At 48.1% G+C, this 16854-nt stretch carries 23 protein-coding genes; 2 read left to right on the plus strand and 21 right to left on the minus strand.

Features of this window, described 5'->3' with window-relative positions; translation table 11 throughout:
• Window positions 1–17: 17 nt before the first annotated feature.
• The 8 genes from CHH53_RS06395 to CHH53_RS06430 all read right to left on the minus strand — a co-directional run bounded on the left by CHH53_RS06395 (window position 18) and on the right by CHH53_RS06430 (window position 5896).
• Entirely contained in the window at window positions 18–551 is a 534-nt protein-coding gene (locus tag CHH53_RS06395; protein ID WP_095215290.1) for a redoxin domain-containing protein, read from the minus strand.
• Window positions 552–607: 56 nt separating this feature from the next.
• Window positions 608–1348, minus strand: a complete 741-nt coding sequence (locus CHH53_RS06400) for a pseudouridine synthase (RefSeq protein ID WP_095215291.1) — start codon at window positions 1346–1348, stop codon at window positions 608–610.
• Window positions 1349–1410: 62 nt separating this feature from the next.
• A complete protein-coding gene (locus tag CHH53_RS06405) occupies window positions 1411–1944 on the minus strand; it encodes a spore maturation protein (protein WP_095215292.1) in 534 nt (177 codons plus the stop codon).
• On the minus strand, window positions 1941–2534 hold the full coding sequence (locus CHH53_RS06410; protein WP_095215293.1) for a nucleoside recognition domain-containing protein: 594 nt from the start codon (window positions 2532–2534) through the stop codon (window positions 1941–1943). Before CHH53_RS06410 ends, CHH53_RS06405 begins: the two co-directional genes overlap by 4 nt.
• A complete protein-coding gene (locus CHH53_RS06415; protein ID WP_095215294.1) occupies window positions 2528–3583 on the minus strand; it encodes a D-alanyl-D-alanine carboxypeptidase family protein in 1056 nt (351 codons plus the stop codon). The genes CHH53_RS06410 and CHH53_RS06415 overlap by 7 nt, the downstream gene beginning before the upstream one ends.
• Window positions 3584–3684: 101 nt before the next feature.
• Window positions 3685–4536 (minus strand): superoxide dismutase, encoded by an 852-nt coding sequence (locus tag CHH53_RS06420; RefSeq protein ID WP_233134884.1) that lies wholly within the window; start codon window positions 4534–4536, stop codon window positions 3685–3687.
• 51 nt (window positions 4537–4587) lie between these two features.
• Window positions 4588–5160: an SMC-Scp complex subunit ScpB gene (scpB, locus tag CHH53_RS06425; RefSeq protein WP_095215295.1), complete on the minus strand. Its 573-nt coding sequence runs from the start codon at window positions 5158–5160 to the stop codon at window positions 4588–4590.
• Window positions 5144–5896 carry a segregation/condensation protein A gene (locus CHH53_RS06430; protein WP_095215396.1) on the minus strand — a complete coding sequence of 251 codons (753 nt, stop codon included), beginning with the start codon at window positions 5894–5896 and terminating at the stop codon, window positions 5144–5146. The genes scpB and CHH53_RS06430 overlap by 17 nt, the downstream gene beginning before the upstream one ends.
• 137 nt (window positions 5897–6033) lie before the next feature.
• Between CHH53_RS06430 and CHH53_RS17135 the strand changes: the two genes are divergently transcribed.
• On the plus strand, window positions 6034–6114 hold the full coding sequence (locus CHH53_RS17135; protein WP_038561009.1) for a YjcZ family sporulation protein: 81 nt from the start codon (window positions 6034–6036) through the stop codon (window positions 6112–6114).
• Window positions 6115–6163: 49 nt separating this feature from the next.
• Here the strand turns inward: CHH53_RS17135 and CHH53_RS06440 are convergent, their stop codons facing one another.
• On the minus strand, window positions 6164–6517 hold the full coding sequence (locus CHH53_RS06440) for a GNAT family N-acetyltransferase (protein WP_095215297.1): 354 nt from the start codon (window positions 6515–6517) through the stop codon (window positions 6164–6166).
• A 353-nt stretch (window positions 6518–6870) separates the two neighbouring features.
• Here CHH53_RS06440 and CHH53_RS06445 point away from each other — a divergent pair, with 353 nt between their 5' ends.
• Window positions 6871–7311 carry a peptidylprolyl isomerase gene (locus CHH53_RS06445; RefSeq protein WP_095215298.1) on the plus strand — a complete coding sequence of 147 codons (441 nt, stop codon included), beginning with the start codon at window positions 6871–6873 and terminating at the stop codon, window positions 7309–7311.
• A 36-nt stretch (window positions 7312–7347) separates the two neighbouring features.
• On the opposite strand, the gene lysA is transcribed toward CHH53_RS06445, so the two are convergent.
• The 12 genes from lysA to CHH53_RS06505 form a co-directional block, all read right to left on the minus strand.
• Window positions 7348–8646: a diaminopimelate decarboxylase gene (lysA, locus tag CHH53_RS06450; RefSeq protein WP_095215299.1), complete on the minus strand. Its 1299-nt coding sequence runs from the start codon at window positions 8644–8646 to the stop codon at window positions 7348–7350.
• A 160-nt stretch (window positions 8647–8806) separates the two neighbouring features.
• Window positions 8807–10282, minus strand: coding sequence for a spore germination protein (locus CHH53_RS06455; protein WP_095215300.1), 1476 nt, complete (start codon window positions 10280–10282; stop codon window positions 8807–8809).
• Complete coding sequence (gene spoVAEA, locus CHH53_RS06460; protein ID WP_095215301.1) at window positions 10275–10838, minus strand: stage V sporulation protein SpoVABEA; 564 nt, start codon at window positions 10836–10838, stop codon at window positions 10275–10277. Before spoVAEA ends, CHH53_RS06455 begins: the two co-directional genes overlap by 8 nt.
• 7 nt (window positions 10839–10845) lie before the next feature.
• Window positions 10846–11196, minus strand: a complete 351-nt coding sequence (gene spoVAE, locus CHH53_RS06465) for a stage V sporulation protein AE (RefSeq protein ID WP_095215302.1) — start codon at window positions 11194–11196, stop codon at window positions 10846–10848.
• Window positions 11197–11198: 2 nt separating this feature from the next.
• Window positions 11199–12209, minus strand: a complete 1011-nt coding sequence (gene spoVAD, locus CHH53_RS06470; protein ID WP_095215303.1) for a stage V sporulation protein AD — start codon at window positions 12207–12209, stop codon at window positions 11199–11201.
• Between the two features lie 4 nt (window positions 12210–12213).
• Window positions 12214–12675 (minus strand): stage V sporulation protein AC, encoded by a 462-nt coding sequence (gene spoVAC / locus CHH53_RS06475; RefSeq protein ID WP_095215304.1) that lies wholly within the window; start codon window positions 12673–12675, stop codon window positions 12214–12216.
• 16 nt (window positions 12676–12691) lie between these two features.
• Complete coding sequence (locus CHH53_RS06480) at window positions 12692–13108, minus strand: stage V sporulation protein AB (RefSeq protein WP_095215305.1); 417 nt, start codon at window positions 13106–13108, stop codon at window positions 12692–12694.
• A complete protein-coding gene (locus CHH53_RS06485; RefSeq protein WP_095215306.1) occupies window positions 13089–13712 on the minus strand; it encodes a stage V sporulation protein AA in 624 nt (207 codons plus the stop codon). Before CHH53_RS06485 ends, CHH53_RS06480 begins: the two co-directional genes overlap by 20 nt.
• 109 nt (window positions 13713–13821) lie before the next feature.
• Complete coding sequence (gene sigF / locus CHH53_RS06490; protein ID WP_095215307.1) at window positions 13822–14577, minus strand: RNA polymerase sporulation sigma factor SigF; 756 nt, start codon at window positions 14575–14577, stop codon at window positions 13822–13824.
• Window positions 14578–14586: 9 nt separating this feature from the next.
• Window positions 14587–15030: an anti-sigma F factor gene (gene spoIIAB / locus CHH53_RS06495; RefSeq protein WP_095215308.1), complete on the minus strand. Its 444-nt coding sequence runs from the start codon at window positions 15028–15030 to the stop codon at window positions 14587–14589.
• Complete coding sequence (spoIIAA, locus tag CHH53_RS06500; RefSeq protein ID WP_095215309.1) at window positions 15027–15383, minus strand: anti-sigma F factor antagonist; 357 nt, start codon at window positions 15381–15383, stop codon at window positions 15027–15029. The genes spoIIAB and spoIIAA overlap by 4 nt, the downstream gene beginning before the upstream one ends.
• Before the next feature lie 98 nt (window positions 15384–15481).
• The gene (locus CHH53_RS06505; RefSeq protein WP_095215310.1) at window positions 15482–16642 is read right to left on the minus strand and encodes a D-alanyl-D-alanine carboxypeptidase family protein; all 1161 of its coding nucleotides are present in this window, start codon (window positions 16640–16642) and stop codon (window positions 15482–15484) included.
• Between the last annotated feature and the right edge of the window lie 212 nt (window positions 16643–16854).

Raw genomic sequence — 16854 nt, forward strand, 5'->3', positions numbered from 1 at the left:
ATACATCGCCTCTTTTCTCAAGGCACTATCTCATCCAAATAATCTTCCAGGCGATCAGTCTGCAATGGACCATAGATTGTCCTGCTGACGGTTCCGTCGGCACGAACGAAGAATGTAGCCGGCAGTGCATCTACTCCATATGCTTCCATCACCTGTCCATTATCCTGCATGATCGGAAAAGAGAGCTTGTATTTTTCCCGGAAGCGATCGATCACGAGCGTACTTTCATCCTCGCTGATGGCAGCAAAGATGACGTTTTGGTTTTCATATGTATTGGATGCCTCTTCAAACAAAGGCATTTCCTGCTTGCATGGTTCACAATAGGTTGCCCAAAAATTGACAAGGACACCCTTGCCTTGCATATCGGACAGCCTGAACTCTTCACCTGTCCGGATATCCGTGAGCATGAAATCCGGAGCTCCCTCCCCGGGTTCCACTTTTTTGGACCTTCCCTCATGAAGCAGCTGCCATCCTGCTGTCAAAACCATGCCAGCCAGGACGGCAAGGACAGTCACGCGTACGTAAAAACGCCGTTTGCGAGTGGATGTCAAATATACTCACCTCTTAGCCAAGTATAGCATGTCGGCCACTTGCCAAGTTTGACAAATTATTTACGTTTTTCTTTGTATTCCTGTTTGAAACGGTGCACTTCCTCCGGCGTGAGCTTCCGATAGGAGCCCGGCTGCAATCCTTCAAGCGTCAGGAATCCGTACCTTTCCCGCTTGAGCTTCTGGACAGGGAATTGGATTCTTTCCATCATCTTTCTTACCTGGCGGTTGCGCCCTTCATGCAGGATGATCTGGATAAGACTTGTATTTTTCTTCCTGTCGGCACTCATCAGCTTCGTGTAGACTGCTTTGCATTTGTGCCCATCGATCATGACACCCCGTTTCAATTGCTTCAAATCTTCCTGACTCGGTATGCCTTTGACTTTTGCCACGTATACTTTATCGATTTTCTGGCTGGGGTGCATCAGCATATTGGCGAACTCCCCATCGTTCGTCAAAAGCAGCAAACCAGAAGTATCATAATCAAGCCGGCCGATCGGATAGACCCTCTCCGTCACTTCCGGCATTAAATCCAGCACGACTTTCCTATCCTTCTCATCCTGCACGCTGGAAATGACGCCGCGAGGCTTGTACAGCATATAATAGACCAACTTCTCCCTTTCAAGCGGTATACCATTCACTTCCACCGTATCCTTATCGGTTACTTTTACGCCGAGTTCCTTCACGACCTTGCCATTGACCTTGACTTTGCCTTCCAGGATCATCGTCTCGGCTTTCCTTCTTGACGTAATGCCGCTATGGGCGATGACTTTCTGCAGGCGTTCTGCTTGTTTATCCATGTACTGATCCTCACCTTTATCATCAGGAACAAAGAAAGAGCGTTAACGATTGTCAACGCTTCTCATGCTCCGAATATAATCGTTACTACAATGATTGAAGCCATTATACCAATAACATCAGCCAACAGTCCAACTTTTAATGCATCTCCCATTTTACGGATACCGACTGCGCCAAAATACACTGTCAGCACATAGAAGGTCGTATCCGTGCTCCCTTGCAGGACAGAAGCGAGCCGGCCGATGAAAGAGTCGGGGCCGTGGGTCGCAATCAGTTCCGTTGTCATGCCTAAAGCGGCTGTCCCGCTGATCGGTCTGACGAGCGCCAGCGGGACGATATCAGCGGGCATTCCGAGAAAACTCAAGAAAGGTGTAATCAGACCGATAAGCGCATCTAATGCCCCGGATGCACGGAGAATGGAAATGGAAACCAGCATCCCAAGCAAAAAGGGAAGAATGGAGATGGCCAGACTGATTCCTTCCTTCCCGCCATCCACAAACAGCTCATATGTCGGCAGCTTTTTGGCTGTCGCGATCGCCAATACCACGAGGATCAGACAGGGAATGATCCATATACTGGCTGTAGTAAAAAGGCTCATACATGCCGCTCCTTCCGCCTCCGGATCTCATAGAAAATCCGATCGATCAAGATTGCCCCAATGAATGAAATGATGGAAGCCAGCAAGGTGGCACTGACGATTTCGGTTGGTGACTGGGATTCATATTTCATCCTGACCGCAAGCACTGTAGTCGGGATGAGTGTCAGACTGGAAGTATTGACAGCCAGGAAGGTGATCATCGAACGACTCGCCTTCGGACTATCACTGAGCTTCTTCATCTCCTCCATCGCCTTGATCCCCATTGGCGTCGCGGCATTGCCGAGCCCGAAGAAGTTGGCCGTCAAATTGGATAAGATATATCCCATGGCGGGATGGTCCTTTGGGATATCCGGAAACAATCTGGCGATGAATGGCTTTGCCATCTTGACCAGCCCATTCAACAGGCCTGCTGCTTCCGCTATTTTTGTGATACCAAGCCAAAACACCATCACACTTATCAAACTGATCGCCAGCACCACTGCATCATCCGCGCTTTTGAAGATTGCTTTATTCACTTCGTCCATCGTGCCGTTTATCATGGCGTAAATGATGCCTCCGATCGCCATCGCTGCCCAGATATAATTCACCATAGGCGGACACCTGCCAGTTCATCAAAGACTTTTTTGGCCGTACCGGCCAGGGTCGGTTTTTGCGGGATCGAATAAATCGGGACGGTGCCGATCTTTTTATCATTCAGGTAATAAACATCCGTACCTACCTGCTGTTTCTTTTCTTGTTTATCCGGATGCAGGAGATATGTCTTCGTTTGTGCCTGGTGCTTCTCTTGTTTGGAGACAGGGTATATGATCGAAGTGCCCGTCTCGGACTGTTTCAATTTGGTGAGCTTATATTCCTCAAAGCCCCAATCAAAAAGATTCATATGATCGCGCCAGTCATCCGGATCATCGATCGTGACGACAACCAGCTCCATGCCATCCTTCTCCGCCGTGCTCACCAGTGTTCTGCCCGCTTTCTTCGTATAGCCTGTTTTCCCGCCGGTGGAATATTCATAGTAGCGTGTCAGCATCTTATTCTTATTGCCCCAGGCATATTTCTTGGAGTCTGCTCTGTATGTTTTCGTAGCACTGATTTTTCGGAAGGTATCATTCTGCATGGCGTATCTCGTCAATAATGCCATGTCATACGCTGTACTGTGATGTGTCTCTGTATCCAGCCCATGCGGATTATCAAAATGGGAATCCTGCATTCCAAGCCATGCCGCTTTTTCATTCATCAGATGCGTGAAACCTTCCTCGCTGCCGCCGACATGCTCGGCGATGGCTACGGCTGCGTCATTGCCGGATCGAAGCATCAGCCCATATACCAAGTCTTTCAGCTGTATCTTTTCACCTTCCTTCAGATAAATGGAAGAACCCTCGGTATACACCGCATTTTTGCTGACAGTGACTTCCTCATCCATCTTGCCGGATTCAATGGCGATGATCGCTGTCATGATTTTTGTGATACTGGCAATCCGTTTCGGATCGGTTGCATTTTTCTCATATAGGATCCTGCCTGTGGAGAGCTCCATCAAGATAGCCGCATCAGCTGATACTCCAGGTTTGGCGGCAGCTTGTCCCGGCAGGAATGTAACACATAGGATAATGGCAGTCATGACAATCAGCATGCGCTTTAACATGTTTCGAACCTCCCTTGGTCATCTATCATCAGTGTATGCACCAGAGACAAGCTTATGAACAAGTGAAAAACCCCTATCCATATCCGGATAGGGGTCGATGCTCAAAACGGAGCCCATTTCACTTGTTTGGCTGCCTGGAATCTTTGTGTCACATTCGCCCAATTGACAACATTCCACCAGTTTTCGATATACTGCTTTTTCTCAGTCTTGTATTGGAGATAATAAGCATGCTCCCACATGTCCAATACAAGCAAAGGTATCGTATCAAGCAGGCTGAAGAACTGATGCTTCTCCAGTGTCTGGATTGCCAGGTGGTGTGATCTCGGTTCCCAGACCAGGATGGCCCAGCCGACTCCTTCGACACTGTCTGCTGCGGCTGAGAACATCTCCTTGAATCTGCTGAAGGAGCCAAAATCTTTGCGGATTTGCTGAGCCAGCTGACCACTTGGCTCTCCACCTCCATTAGGCGACATATTGTACCAAAAGATCGTATGAAGAAAATGCCCTGAGCCATGGAAGGATTGCTCCCTGAAATAATGCTTATAATCCGAGCTCGTTTTATCCTTGCGATTCAGATAGAGCATTTCCTCTGCTTTGTTCAGTCCATCGACATAGGATTGATGATGCTTCGTATAGTGCAGCTCCATGATTTCCCTGCTGATATACGGCTCCAATGCATCGAATCGATAGGGAAGCGGCGGCAGACGGTGCTGCCCCCAGCGGATGCTGTTCTGCCGGGATGACTGTTCGGCCCTGGCTGCAATTCTTTCTGCATCCTGCCTGAACTGATGGATCGCTTCCCGGGAAACTGTGTCGGACGATAGGACATGCTGCAAGTTCTGCCGAAGCTCCCTGAGATCGGCTGCCCAGTCCCCTTCATGGGACTTGCCTGCATATACTTCCATGGCATTGCTCCATTCCAGCAATGCTTCCAGGTAATTTCTATTGTTCAAGATCGCTCACCTCGCCCTAGCATATGTACCCAGATGGCGAGGGGAATCTTGTCACTCTGTTTCTGCTGGGAAATCTTCAAAGAACAAATCCGCTTCATTTTCCGGATCGTCGACATCCTCCGGCAGCGGAGGCAGATCATCGAGGGAATGCAGGCCGAAATAAGCAAGGAATGCAAGTGTCGTAACATAAAGGATCGGTCTCCCGATGCCTTCCTTACGGCCGCTCTCTTCGATGAACCCCCTGGCTACGAGCGTCTGGATCGGCCGCTCACTTTTCACACCGCGCACTTCCTCGACCTCGACTCTGGTAATCGGCTGTTTATAGGCAATGATCGCCAGCGTCTCCAGTGCAGCCTGTGACAGCTTGCTGCTCTGCGGCGATTCGAGGAGTTTGCGATGATAAACTGCATGCTCTTGCTTCGTTGTCAGATGATAGGCACCTTTCATCTCCATGATGGATAATCCGCGGGTCGGAGAGTCGTATGCCTCTTTCAGCGCAGCCAGTTCCTTCTCCACTTCTTCTTCCCCTAAATCCAATGCATGCATGAGCTGTTTCTTTGTTAATCCTTCATCGCCGGCTGCAAACAACAGCCCTTCCAAAATACTGTTATACGGTACTTCCATCGTGTATCCCCATTTCAAATACGATTAGCTCATCAAAATGCTGTTTTTGTCTGCAGAAAACCTGCTGTTTCTTCATCAATTCCAATATCGCCATGAAAGTAACCACGATATGCTGCTTCGTCCGTTCCGGGAAGAGCTCGAAGAAATCTACTCCATTTTTTTTATTCCTGACAGTTTGAAGCACTTCGCCCATCCGATCTTCCAGCACGATTTCGGCCCGCTGTATCTTCGTATCGAGCGGCCGGCTCCATTCCCTCCTGCGAAAGACTCGCTGCAGAGCGGCCACCATATCATAGACAGTCACTTCACCTGGCTCCAGCGGCTTCAATTCCGGCTTATCAGGAAGCGGGGCCGGCGGTCTGGTATAAAGCTTGTCTGCTGACAGTTCTTTCGCCTTCAGCTCCTCGGCAGCTTCCTTGAATTTGCGATACTCAATCAAACGGTGCATCAGCTCATCCCGGGGATCTTCCTCCTCCATCAGTGCATCTTCATCGAGTGCTGCCTGATTGGGCAGCAGCAGCTGGCTCTTCATGGCAAGCAGCGTTGCCGCCATGACCAGATACTCACTGGCAATATTCAGTTCCAATTGCTGCATCGTATGTATATAATGCATATATTGCTCGGTGATCACAGCCACCGGAATATCATAAATATCGATTTCATATTGATTGATCAAATGCAGGAGCAGATCGAGCGGTCCTTCGAATCCATCCAATTTCACACTGTATCCTTGCACAGTATCTCCTCCTTCCGAAAAAAGTTCACAACCGCCCAAACCCCGGCTTTCCTCCTGTCATACCTTATACCGTAAGATAAATGTTCGGTTATCCCGGCATTTATCTGAGTCTTATCATACAAAGGAGGAATTCCACCATGGGTAGCTACGGCGGAGGATTTGCTTTGATCGTTGTGCTTTTCATTCTTCTAATCATCGTAGGTGCTGCTTGGCTCTAAGCCGATAGTACAAAGAAAACCAGCCTTCGATAGGAGGCTGGTTTTTATTTTAAGCTTCTGTTTCGCATTTCTCAAGGAAATTCTTTGTTTCATCCGTCGCCATGACTTGATGCATCGGCGCGTACATATTCCGCAGCTCGCAAACCATTTGTTTGCCGATGCCATTCCCCCGGTGGGAAGGGTCAACCGAAATATGCTGCACGATGGCTTTATCCTCATCGATTACGACACCTATCGCACCAAGGATATCATCTTCATCTTTCCAAAGAAACAAGTGCCAATTTGGGTTGTCATTGTATTCCTGGATCGTTCCCTGCAGTTTTTTCACTTCTTTTACATTGGGCATGAAAGATAAAAGTCCCATTGCGATTTTTTCCATTGACTTCTTGTAACGTATTAGCATAATAACCCCTCATTAAGAAAATAACCTTCTGATCATAGACAGAAGAAACAGGACACTCACTCCCATCATGATCCAGAAAAGCACCTTCTCTTGTTTGTCACTATCCTGCAACTGTGTTTCAGCTCCTGCCTTACGTAGTCTTATTTAAAACCTATCTACGTTTTTTGTCAACTTTACATTCTCTTTTCATCCATATATTCCCTGCAGGACTTCGGCAAGGAAATTCCTTGCTAGTTTTCCCTGTATTTCAAGCCCCATACAATGGACATAAGCAGAATATGGCGAGGATAATCGTTTATGTGGTATCATCATCAAGGAGTACATACTCTTTTCAATTTTAGGAGGACAAGCAAATGGCAAAAAAAGGTTACATCCTGATGCTGGATGGCGATAAAATCGAATTCGAACTCTATCCGGAGGAAGCACCGAACACAGTAGCGAACTTTGAACAGCTCGCAAACTCCGGTTTTTATGATGGCGTCATTTTCCACCGTGTCATCCCTGGCTTCGTAAGCCAAGGCGGCGACCCGACAGGTACCGGCATGGGCGGAAGCGGAAAGACGATCAAATGCGAAACAGAAGGAAACCCCCACAAACATGAAGCAGGCAGCCTTTCCATGGCACACGCAGGAAAAGATACCGGCTCCAGCCAATTCTTCATCGTGCATGAGCCGCAGCCTCACTTGGATGGTGTCCACACTGTCTTCGGTAAAGTGACATCAGGACTGGAAGTCGCTCGCAATATGAGAAATGGCGACACAATGGAAACTGTAAAAGTTTTCGATGAGGAATGAAAAAAATCCTGTATGCAGCGTGCATACAGGATTTTTTCATTCGTAGGATAAGTCCAGCCTTGTCAATTCCTCTGCTTCTTCCCGTCTTACCACAAGTTTGTCTTCCCCATTTTCGACAAAGACGACAGCGGGTCTGCCGAAGCGATTATAATTATTTGCCATAGCATAGCCATAGGCGCCGGTACTGAATACGGCAAGCAAGTCCCCTGCCTCCACTTTCGGCAAATCGATATCCCAGATCAGCATATCGCCGGATTCACAGCACTTCCCGGCGATGGAGACTGTCTCGACCGGCGGCTCATCCGCGCGATTGGCGATTTTTGCTTCATAAACGGCATTGTAAAGTGCCGGACGAAGATTATCCGTCATCCCGCCATCCACAGCAACATATTTGCGCACTCCTGGAATTTCCTTTACAGAACCGATCGTATATAAGGTGACAGCTGCGTTACCCACGATTGATCTGCCCGGTTCGATCCAAATCTCCGGCATTTCGATTGCTGCTTTTTCTGCTTCGGCTTTGATCCGCTCCACCAATGCATAAATATAATCAGACAACGGAAGCGGTTCATCACTTTCCGTATAGCGAATCCCAAATCCGCCCCCCACATTAAGCACAGCCGGTGCAAAGCCGTAATTCGTTTGCCACGATTTGATCAGCTCGAACAGTCTGTCCACTGCCATCAGGAATCCGTCCGTCTCGAAAATCTGCGAACCGATATGGCAATGCAGCCCTTTCATATTGATCACTTCACTGTCCTTCACCTTCAGGAACGCTTCCTCTGCTTGACCGTTCGCAATATCGAAGCCGAACTTGGAATCTTCATTCCCTGTCAAAATGTAGTCATGTGTATGTGCTTCGATACCAGGAGTGACGCGCAGAAGGACATCCATTTGCTTTCCTTGATCTTTCAGCACCGCTTCCAATAAAGCAATTTCATGGAAGTTATCCACAACCACACAGCCGATATCGTGTCTCACAGCCATGGAAAGTTCTTCATAACTCTTATTATTGCCATGCAGATGAATCTTTTCCGTCGGAAATCCTGCTTTCAAAGCAGTATGCAGCTCTCCTTGCGAAACGACATCCAAGGATAGTTTCTCCTGCTTGGCCACTTGCAGCATGGCAACGGAAGAAAAAGCCTTGCTGGCGTATGCGACTTGCGCCTTTACTCCCAAAGTCTCGAATGCTTCGACAAATGCCTTGGCATTCTTCCGGATGATACCGACATCATACACGAATAGCGGTGTTCCATATTTATCAGCAAGTGTGACGGCATCCACACCGCCGATTTCCAATACATGCTGATCATTTATCACAAATGGGTGCTGCATAAACTATTACCTCCAAACAACGTCTTCATCGGTCCGGCATAAGCAAAAGCCCATCTTTCCGCATAGGAAGAAGATGAGCTTTCGCATCAAACGCCGCACTACCCGAATTTTCATAAAAAATAGATAGAGTAAACGTACCATATTCTCATTTTTCTAGCAACTATGAATTCGGCATCCTCGTTTTATCAGGGGAATTCGTGATAGTTGGACGATATTTGGACAATGGAACCGGGGTCCGATAGACCACTTGTAAAAGCGCCCTCAAATTGAAAGGGATGAACGGCCACATATACGGTGTATTGAGTGATCTGGTTCCGACCAGGAACAAGATCGCCAGCGTGATGCTTATGACAAATCCAGGGACCCCGAATATGGCAGTTGCAATCAAGAAGAATAACCTTGTAATTTTATTCGAGACACTAAGCTCGAAGCTTGGTGTGACAAAGGAGCCGACAGCGGAAACTGCAACATAAAGGATGACCTCTGGCGTGAACAGCCCTACATTTATGGCGATTTCACCAATCAGGACAGCAGCGATAAGACCCATTGCCGTCGATAGCGGCGTAGGCGTATGGATCGCGGCCAACCGGAGGAATTCAATTCCCAAATCGGCTAAAAGGATCTGGAGGAATAAAGGGATATGTCCTCCTCCCTTGTTCGGGCCGATAAAGTCGATGGTCTCCGGCAGCAGTTCTGGATGAACCGTTATCAGATACCAAAAAGGCAAAAGAAACAAGGATACAAATATCCCCACCAGCCGGACCCAGCGTATGAATGAACCAGGTCCTGGCGACTCCCGATATTCCTCGGCATGCTGCAAATGGGAAAAATAGGTCGTCGGCGTGATGATGACACTAGGTGAAGTATCGACAATGATCAGCACATGACCCTCAAAAAGGTGAATAGCTCCTATGTCGGGCCTTTCGGTGTACCTGACAAGCGGAAAAGGCCTGTTGCCTTGTTTTACGATGAACTCTTCCACTGATTTATCAGACATCGGCAATCCATCGATTTCGATCTCCCGCAATTCCTTTTTGATGAGCTTCACTAAATTAGGGTCGGCGACATCTTCTATATACGCAATGCAAATATCAGTCTTCGATCTTTCCCCTACTTGCATCATTTCCAACCGAAGCCGCTCATCCCGGATCCTCCTGCGCGTCAGGGCGGTGTTGATGATGATATTTTCCGTATACCCATCACGCGGACCGCGAATGACCTTCTCTGTATCCGGCTCTTCCGGCTGTCTGCCCGGATAGGATCTTGTATCGACGACGAAGGCAAAATCGCAGCCATCGATGAAAACGACAATCAATCCGGACAGATATTGATCGACAGTATCATCAAGGCTTTCGGTCCGTCTTACTTGCATGTGCACCAAACGGTTTTCGATGATTTCAGGAACTTTGTTTACATTTCTTTCATCATCATTGATACTCATCAATTTCGATAGCACACGCTGGACGATTTCAGCATCCGCAAGACCGGTTGTATAATAGATTTCAACGCGTTTTTTGAGAATGATCAAGGTACGATGACCGACGTCGAATGATACGCCGACACCCACACGCTCTTTCATGAAGTCGTTCACTTCATCTATCTTTGATGGTATAGGCGTTTTCTGTTCTTTAGCCATTTCGGCTTCCCTCCCTTTCAAGGATGATGCGTAGTGCTTGTTCGGTGATCGGGGAGCCAAGTTCGATCGCGTCCTTTCCGTGCATCTTGCCAATATCCCCGATGGCAATGACTAACGGAAGATCCAACTGATCCAATAAGTAAACAGTATCCCCATTGATACGGCCTAATTCCTCGGTGATGACACCTTCCTTGTCCACTCCGTATGGCAGCAGCTCCCCGTCTTGATCGATCGAGAAGCTGACTCTGCTCCATTCTTGATTTTGTGTATGTGATGCAACTGCCAAGGCACCGATCACTTCGATTCCCGGGTCATCGTTTATCGCCTTCAGCAGCTTTTCCCCCTTGCCGATGCCTGGTACACCGCCGTCATCAAGGAGGACATAAACCGGTTCATCATCAGCAGAGTGGATGGCATTTTTCATCACATCAGCATCGATTGTCATCGGATTATCCGCTAAATGGGATAAAGATGTCCCGCCAAGCTTTTTGGCAAGGTAATCAATTGTCCGCTTGGCATAAGCGTCACCGTCTGTAATCAGAATGACTTTCTTCATGCAGGGTTCATCCCTTTGGCTTAAAGAATACCGACACTAGGAATCCAAAAAGAATGGCTGCAGCGATACCTGCGGATGTCAGCTGGAACATGCCGAGTGCGATTCCCCAAAAGCCATGCTTATCCGCTTCCGCCATGGCACCGTGAAGCAAGGAATGACCAAAACTTGTGATCGGCACCGAAGCACCGGCGCCGGCAAAGGCAATCAAATTATCATATAGGTCGAACCCGTCAAGCACGCAACCAGCTACAACGAATGTACTCATGACATGTCCTGCATCCAGTTTCGCAATATCCAGAAGCAGCTGACCGACGACACAGATCAGGCCTCCGATGACAAATGCCCAGAAATAATCCATGCTCATCCCTCCTCCCTTACCAGCACTACACCATGCGCAATCGCTGGAATGGATTCCTTTTGCCGAATGACTGTCGGGTTCATCAAGGCACCCGTCGCAGTGACCAATATTCGTTTATAGGTACCCTTGCGCATCTCATCCAGCAGATGGGAGTATGTCACGATAGCGGAACAGGCTGTTCCGCTGCCGCCGGCAAGCATTCCTTGATCCTGGTTGTAAAGCAAATTGCCGCAATCTTTATGTACGGCATCGATGTTGATTCCGTCACTGCGGAGCATATCCTTAAGAATCGGCGAACCGACACTCGACAAATCACCTGTAACGATCAAATCGTAATCAGAAGGCGTACGGCCAAAATCACTCAAGTGCCGTTTGATCGTGTCGTAAGCAGCCGGAACCATAGCACTCCCAAGATCAAAGGCATTAGTGGCACCAAAATCGACTACCTTGCCGATCGTCGCTCCTTCGATGCGGATCTGGCTTTTTTCCCTGCTGACAAGTGCGCATCCTGCACCTGTGGCGGTACTGGTCGCTGTAGCCGGTTTTTGGTTCCCATATTCCGTCGGGAACCGGAATTGCCGCTCGGCTGTGGCATTATGACTGCAGACCGCTGTCAAAATTCGATCTGCGGCTCCGGAATCGACCAGATGGGAAGCGATAGCCAATGTTTCCATGCTGGTGGAGCAGGCACCGAACATCCCGAGATAGGACATATCCAGATCACGTGCAGTATAATTGGCGCTCACATTCTGATTCAGCAGATCCCCTGCAATGAACATATCGATATGCTGCGGCTTAAGACCAGCTTTTTCCAACGTTATCTGTATCGAATCCTGCAATAGTTTCCTTTCCGCCATTTCCCAATTATCTTCCCCGCAGTACAGGTTGTCGTAGGATTTATCGAACAAACTGCCCAAGGGGCCATTGGCTTCTTTCGGTCCCACACTGGTACCAGTTTCCTGGATATAAACAGGCTGATTCAACGTCCAGGATTGCTTCCCTATTTTCACCATTTTCTCATCCTCCGATCAGCTGGCTGAATACATACCGGATGATGCCGACAATATAGGCCGACGTAACCCCGAATACAATGACACTCCCAGCTAGTTTGAACATATTGGAGCCTACCCCGAGTACATATCCTTCAGATTTGTATTCCAGTGCAGCACTGGTCACCGCATTGGCGAAGCCAGTCACCGGTACTGCCGATCCCGCTCCGGCAAATTGCGCGATGCGGTCGTAAACCCCTATCCCGGTCAAAAGGGCAGAAAGCAGGATCAGTGTCGTGACAGTCGGCGTACCAGCCTCCTGCTGTGTCATATCGAATACTTGCATATAAAACTTGGTCAGCAGTTCGCCGATAAGGCAGATGAATCCGCCGACAAAGAAGGCCTTCAGGCAGTTTCTGACGTATGGTACTTTTGGGTAATACGTTTTTGCTGTGTCGGTATAATTTTCTTTTCTGAACTTGGAATCCATGATGTCACCTCTTTGATTAATAGGAAAATAAAAGCCATTGGAATAAAGAGCCGGTGATCTTCCCCAGGACGATTGCCATGAAGAACCAGATTATGCTGCCATCCATTCCGATACGCCGGGTCAGGATCGGGAATACATTCAGCACTTCCGTCAAAGCTGCAGCAAGCATCCCGACAAATATGCCATGCAAGAGACCCCAAAAAACAATCAAGAGAATCGGCGCATGGAAGTGAAAATAATGGAAGGAAAGAATCGTTCCGCCACAAGCACCGGCAGTGACCCCTGCTTCATAAGTAAGCAGGAACCCATGCGTCTTGCTCAGCTGCACAAGCCTTGGGATGATGCCAAGCACCGTGAGGAAAGCAACAAATCCAGCTCCGGTTGCAAGTCCTGCACTCAGCCCGATCAGCACTTCAGCTATGGCGGTCCACATGCTGCTGTTCCAATTCATTTTCGTGATAAGCCACATAAACATCCATATCACGCTGGTATTTGTGCATTTCCACTTCCAGCGGGCTCGGCTCCTCATTCAGCCTTTTCTTGAATACATGGTTGAAAAAGAGGATCATCCCCACTCCGATGCCGATGCTGTATGGAATTTGCAGCCAAAGCGGATGCAATAGCTTTTCACCCGTCAAAAGAAAATGGATTTGCTGCTGCACCGGCTCCATCGCAACATCAAAATGAAAATTCATGATCGTCATGGCAGATCCGATGAACAAAAGCAGCCAAATAAGAATGACTAGCGGCCAGACTGTGCGTTTTGCCGAATGCTGGACATGAACGATCGTCTGCTCCGCACCAATCAGCTGAAGCTCGTGATCGGGGAACAGCTTCATCAGCTGCTGAAACACCGAAAAGCAATCCAGGACAACGATATTGCTGTCTTTTTCGCCGATTCTGTAAATGACGGTGTCGAGCATGCGCTCCTTATGCTCTCCTGCATTCGCGATGTAGGCGATGTCCTTCAGTTTGATGACAGACTTTGGAGCGGTTTTGATTTTCCGAATGAATCGGATATATACTATAGCTGGCATATACACCTCTCCTATGAAGAAGGGTTTCTGTCCTTAGTATGGGAAAAGCACCAGAAAACATGCTGGTAATTCCAGGCAACAAAAAAAGCTTCTGCACGATGTGCAAAAGCTACTTCTCCAATTGCTCCTTGATGGCAGCCAATATTTTTTTTTCGAGCCGGGACACCTGGACTTGGGAGATGCCAAGACGCTCGGAAACTTCGGATTGTGTCTGATCCTTATAAAACCGCAAATACACAATAAGCCGTTCCCTTTCTCCAAGGGACTGGATCGCTTCCTGCAAGGCCAGCTTATCGAACCAGTTATTATCCTGTTCCGCAATCTGATCAAGCAGCGTTATCGGATCACCATCATTTTCGAAAACCGTCTCATGGATGGAGTGCGGCAGTTTGGCAGCCTCCTCCGCATGGATTATTTCCTCCGGGGACAGCTCGAGTTCCTTGGCGATTTCCTGAATGGTAGGGACTCGATTCAGCACCTTGGTCATTTCTTCTTTTTTCTTCCTTACTTTGTTGGCCGTCTCTTTCAGCGATCGGCTGACCTTCAAGCTGCCATCGTCCCGGATGAAACGCTGGATTTCACCGATGATCATCGGTACTGCATAAGTGGAGAAGCGGACATCATAAGCCAGATCGAATTTATCGATCGACTTGATCAAGCCTATACAGCCGATCTGGAACAGGTCATCCGGTTCATATCCGCGGTTGATGAAACGCTGTACGACCGACCAAACGAGTCGTACATTCCTTTCGACAAGTATATCCCGTGCTTCTTTATCTCCATTCTGACTTAACTGGATGTATGTTTTCACTTGCTTATCGGTCAATTGTTCCTTTGCCTTTTGCTGTTTCAAATATACATCCATCAGCCCCACCTACTGACTCATGGCTTTGCTTGAATTGAACTGCTTATTCATCGTCACCGTCGTGCCTTCCCCTTCTGCTGAATGCACATACACATGATCCATGAAATTTTCCATGATCGTGAAGCCCATGCCCGATCGTTCCATATCCGGCTTGGAGGTGAACAGCGGCTCCATGGCCTGCTCCACATCCGGGATGCCGACGCCTTCATCCCGGATGATCAGCTCGACTTCGTCATCCGAGAGTGTGCAGATAATCGTGATCATCTGGTCGGGATCCGAATTATAGCCATGGATGATGGCATTGGTCACTGCTTCGGATACAACCGTCTTGATTTCAGTCAGCTCGTCCATGGTCGGATCAAGCTGTGAGACAAATGACGCTACTGTCACCCGGGCAAACGCTTCGTTTCGACTCTGACTAGAAAAGGAAAACCGCATCATATTCGTGTTCATGATAATACCACCCCGAAAGTTTCCAGCGCATAGCGCTCATTTTCTTCAAACCGGATAATCTTGAAAAGACCGGATAATTGAAACAGCCTCTCCACAGCCGGTGTCAGACTGCAGACGACCATTTCCCGTCCCTCTGCTTTCAGTTCCTTATATCTGCCAAGAATGACACCCAGACCCGAGCTATCCATAAATGAAAGAGATTCCAGGTTCAGGACCATATGCTTGATGCCTGGCTGCTGCAGGGCAAGCTGCCAGCTTTCCTTCAATTCGCTCGCTGTATGATGGTCGAGTTCCCCATTGAGACGTGCCAGCAAGATGGATTCCTTCAATTCATAATCGACTGTCAATCCCATAGCTTTCTCCTCCTTTATCTGTCTATAGAATTCTGCAGAAAAAGGCGAATACCTTGTGGGTGACAAAAATAGAAGAAACTCGCAAGTCTTAGGCAATATCAGCGGAATTTCACCATATCGTCGAAGCTGCGTTTGATCAGCAGCCAATAGCTGGCCATCGGAACATCCTCTTTCATGATTAGCGGTGTGGAGGAAATCAGCTTGCCATCCGCTTTCACTTCCAGAACGCCTACTTGTTCGCCGGCTTTGAGCGGCAGGGACAGGTCTGGCTGATAGCTGACTTTCGTCGACAATTCACCCAGCTTCTCCCCTTTTTTGACAAGCAGGGACACAGGCTCGGCGGTAACGACTGGAATATCTTCACTGCGAGCCTTCAGCATATCAAGCTTGGCCACAGTCTGCTCCTGTTTATAAAGCTGTTTTATTGTATATTGGTTAAAACCATAATCAAGCAGGCGCGACACTTCATTGTTCCGCTGCTTAGGTGTTTCAGCTCCCATTACGACAGCAATCACGCGCATACCATCTTTCTTGGCAGTTGCCGTCAGACAATATCTCGCTTCTTTTGTAAACCCGGTTTTCAATCCATCGACGCCAGGATAGAATTTTACCAGCTTATTTGTATTGACAAGCCAGAATGGATCATCTGAATCCTTGCGCAGATAATCCTCATAAATGCTGGTGAATTCGGTGATTTCTTCATACTCCAGCAATGCTCTTGCCATCAGCGCCATGTCCTTGGCAGTCGAATAGTGATCCGCTGCCGGCAAACCCGTTGCATTTTGGAATTTTGTATGGGAGAGGCCAAGTTCCCTTGCCTTCTCATTCATCTTTTTCACGAAAGCATCTTCTGTTCCGGCAATCTTCTCGGCCAATGCCACACTTGCATCATTGCCCGATGCGACTGCTATTCCTTTCAGCAAATCCTTCACTGTCATTTCTTCCCCGGGTTCAAGGAAGATTTGCGACCCTCCCATGCTTGCCGCATACTCACTGGCTCTGACTCTTTCATCATATTGCAGTCTGCCAGCGTCGATTTCTTCCATGATCAAAAGCATCGTCATGATTTTTGTCATGCTCGCCGGGGGAAGTTGTTCTTCCATATTCTCCCCTGCCAGGACGCGGCCTGTATCCCGTTCGATTAATATCGATGATTTAGCCGTCTTCCCCTCCTGTTTTTCAGCAAACGCTTGTGATGGCACCACTCCAAAACTGATCATAAAAACAATCAGCAAACTGAATAGACTCATTTTTCTCATTGTAAGTTTCCTCCGTTTACGGTAATACAGTTAGAATCTCCCAAATGAGTCGATTTATTTATAAATTTGCATATAAAAAAACAGCCCTTTTAAAGGACTGCTTCCGTATCAGGAAAGGACGTCGTAAATCATCTGCAATATTTCCGGCTGGACAGCATCGATCGAATGTATGGCTTGCCAAGACTTAATTCAAGGATTCTGCAGCCTGTGCA

The organism is Terribacillus sp. 7520-G, assembly GCF_002271665.1.
In the GTDB taxonomy this organism is placed as follows: Bacteria; Bacillota; Bacilli; order Bacillales; family Amphibacillaceae; genus Terribacillus.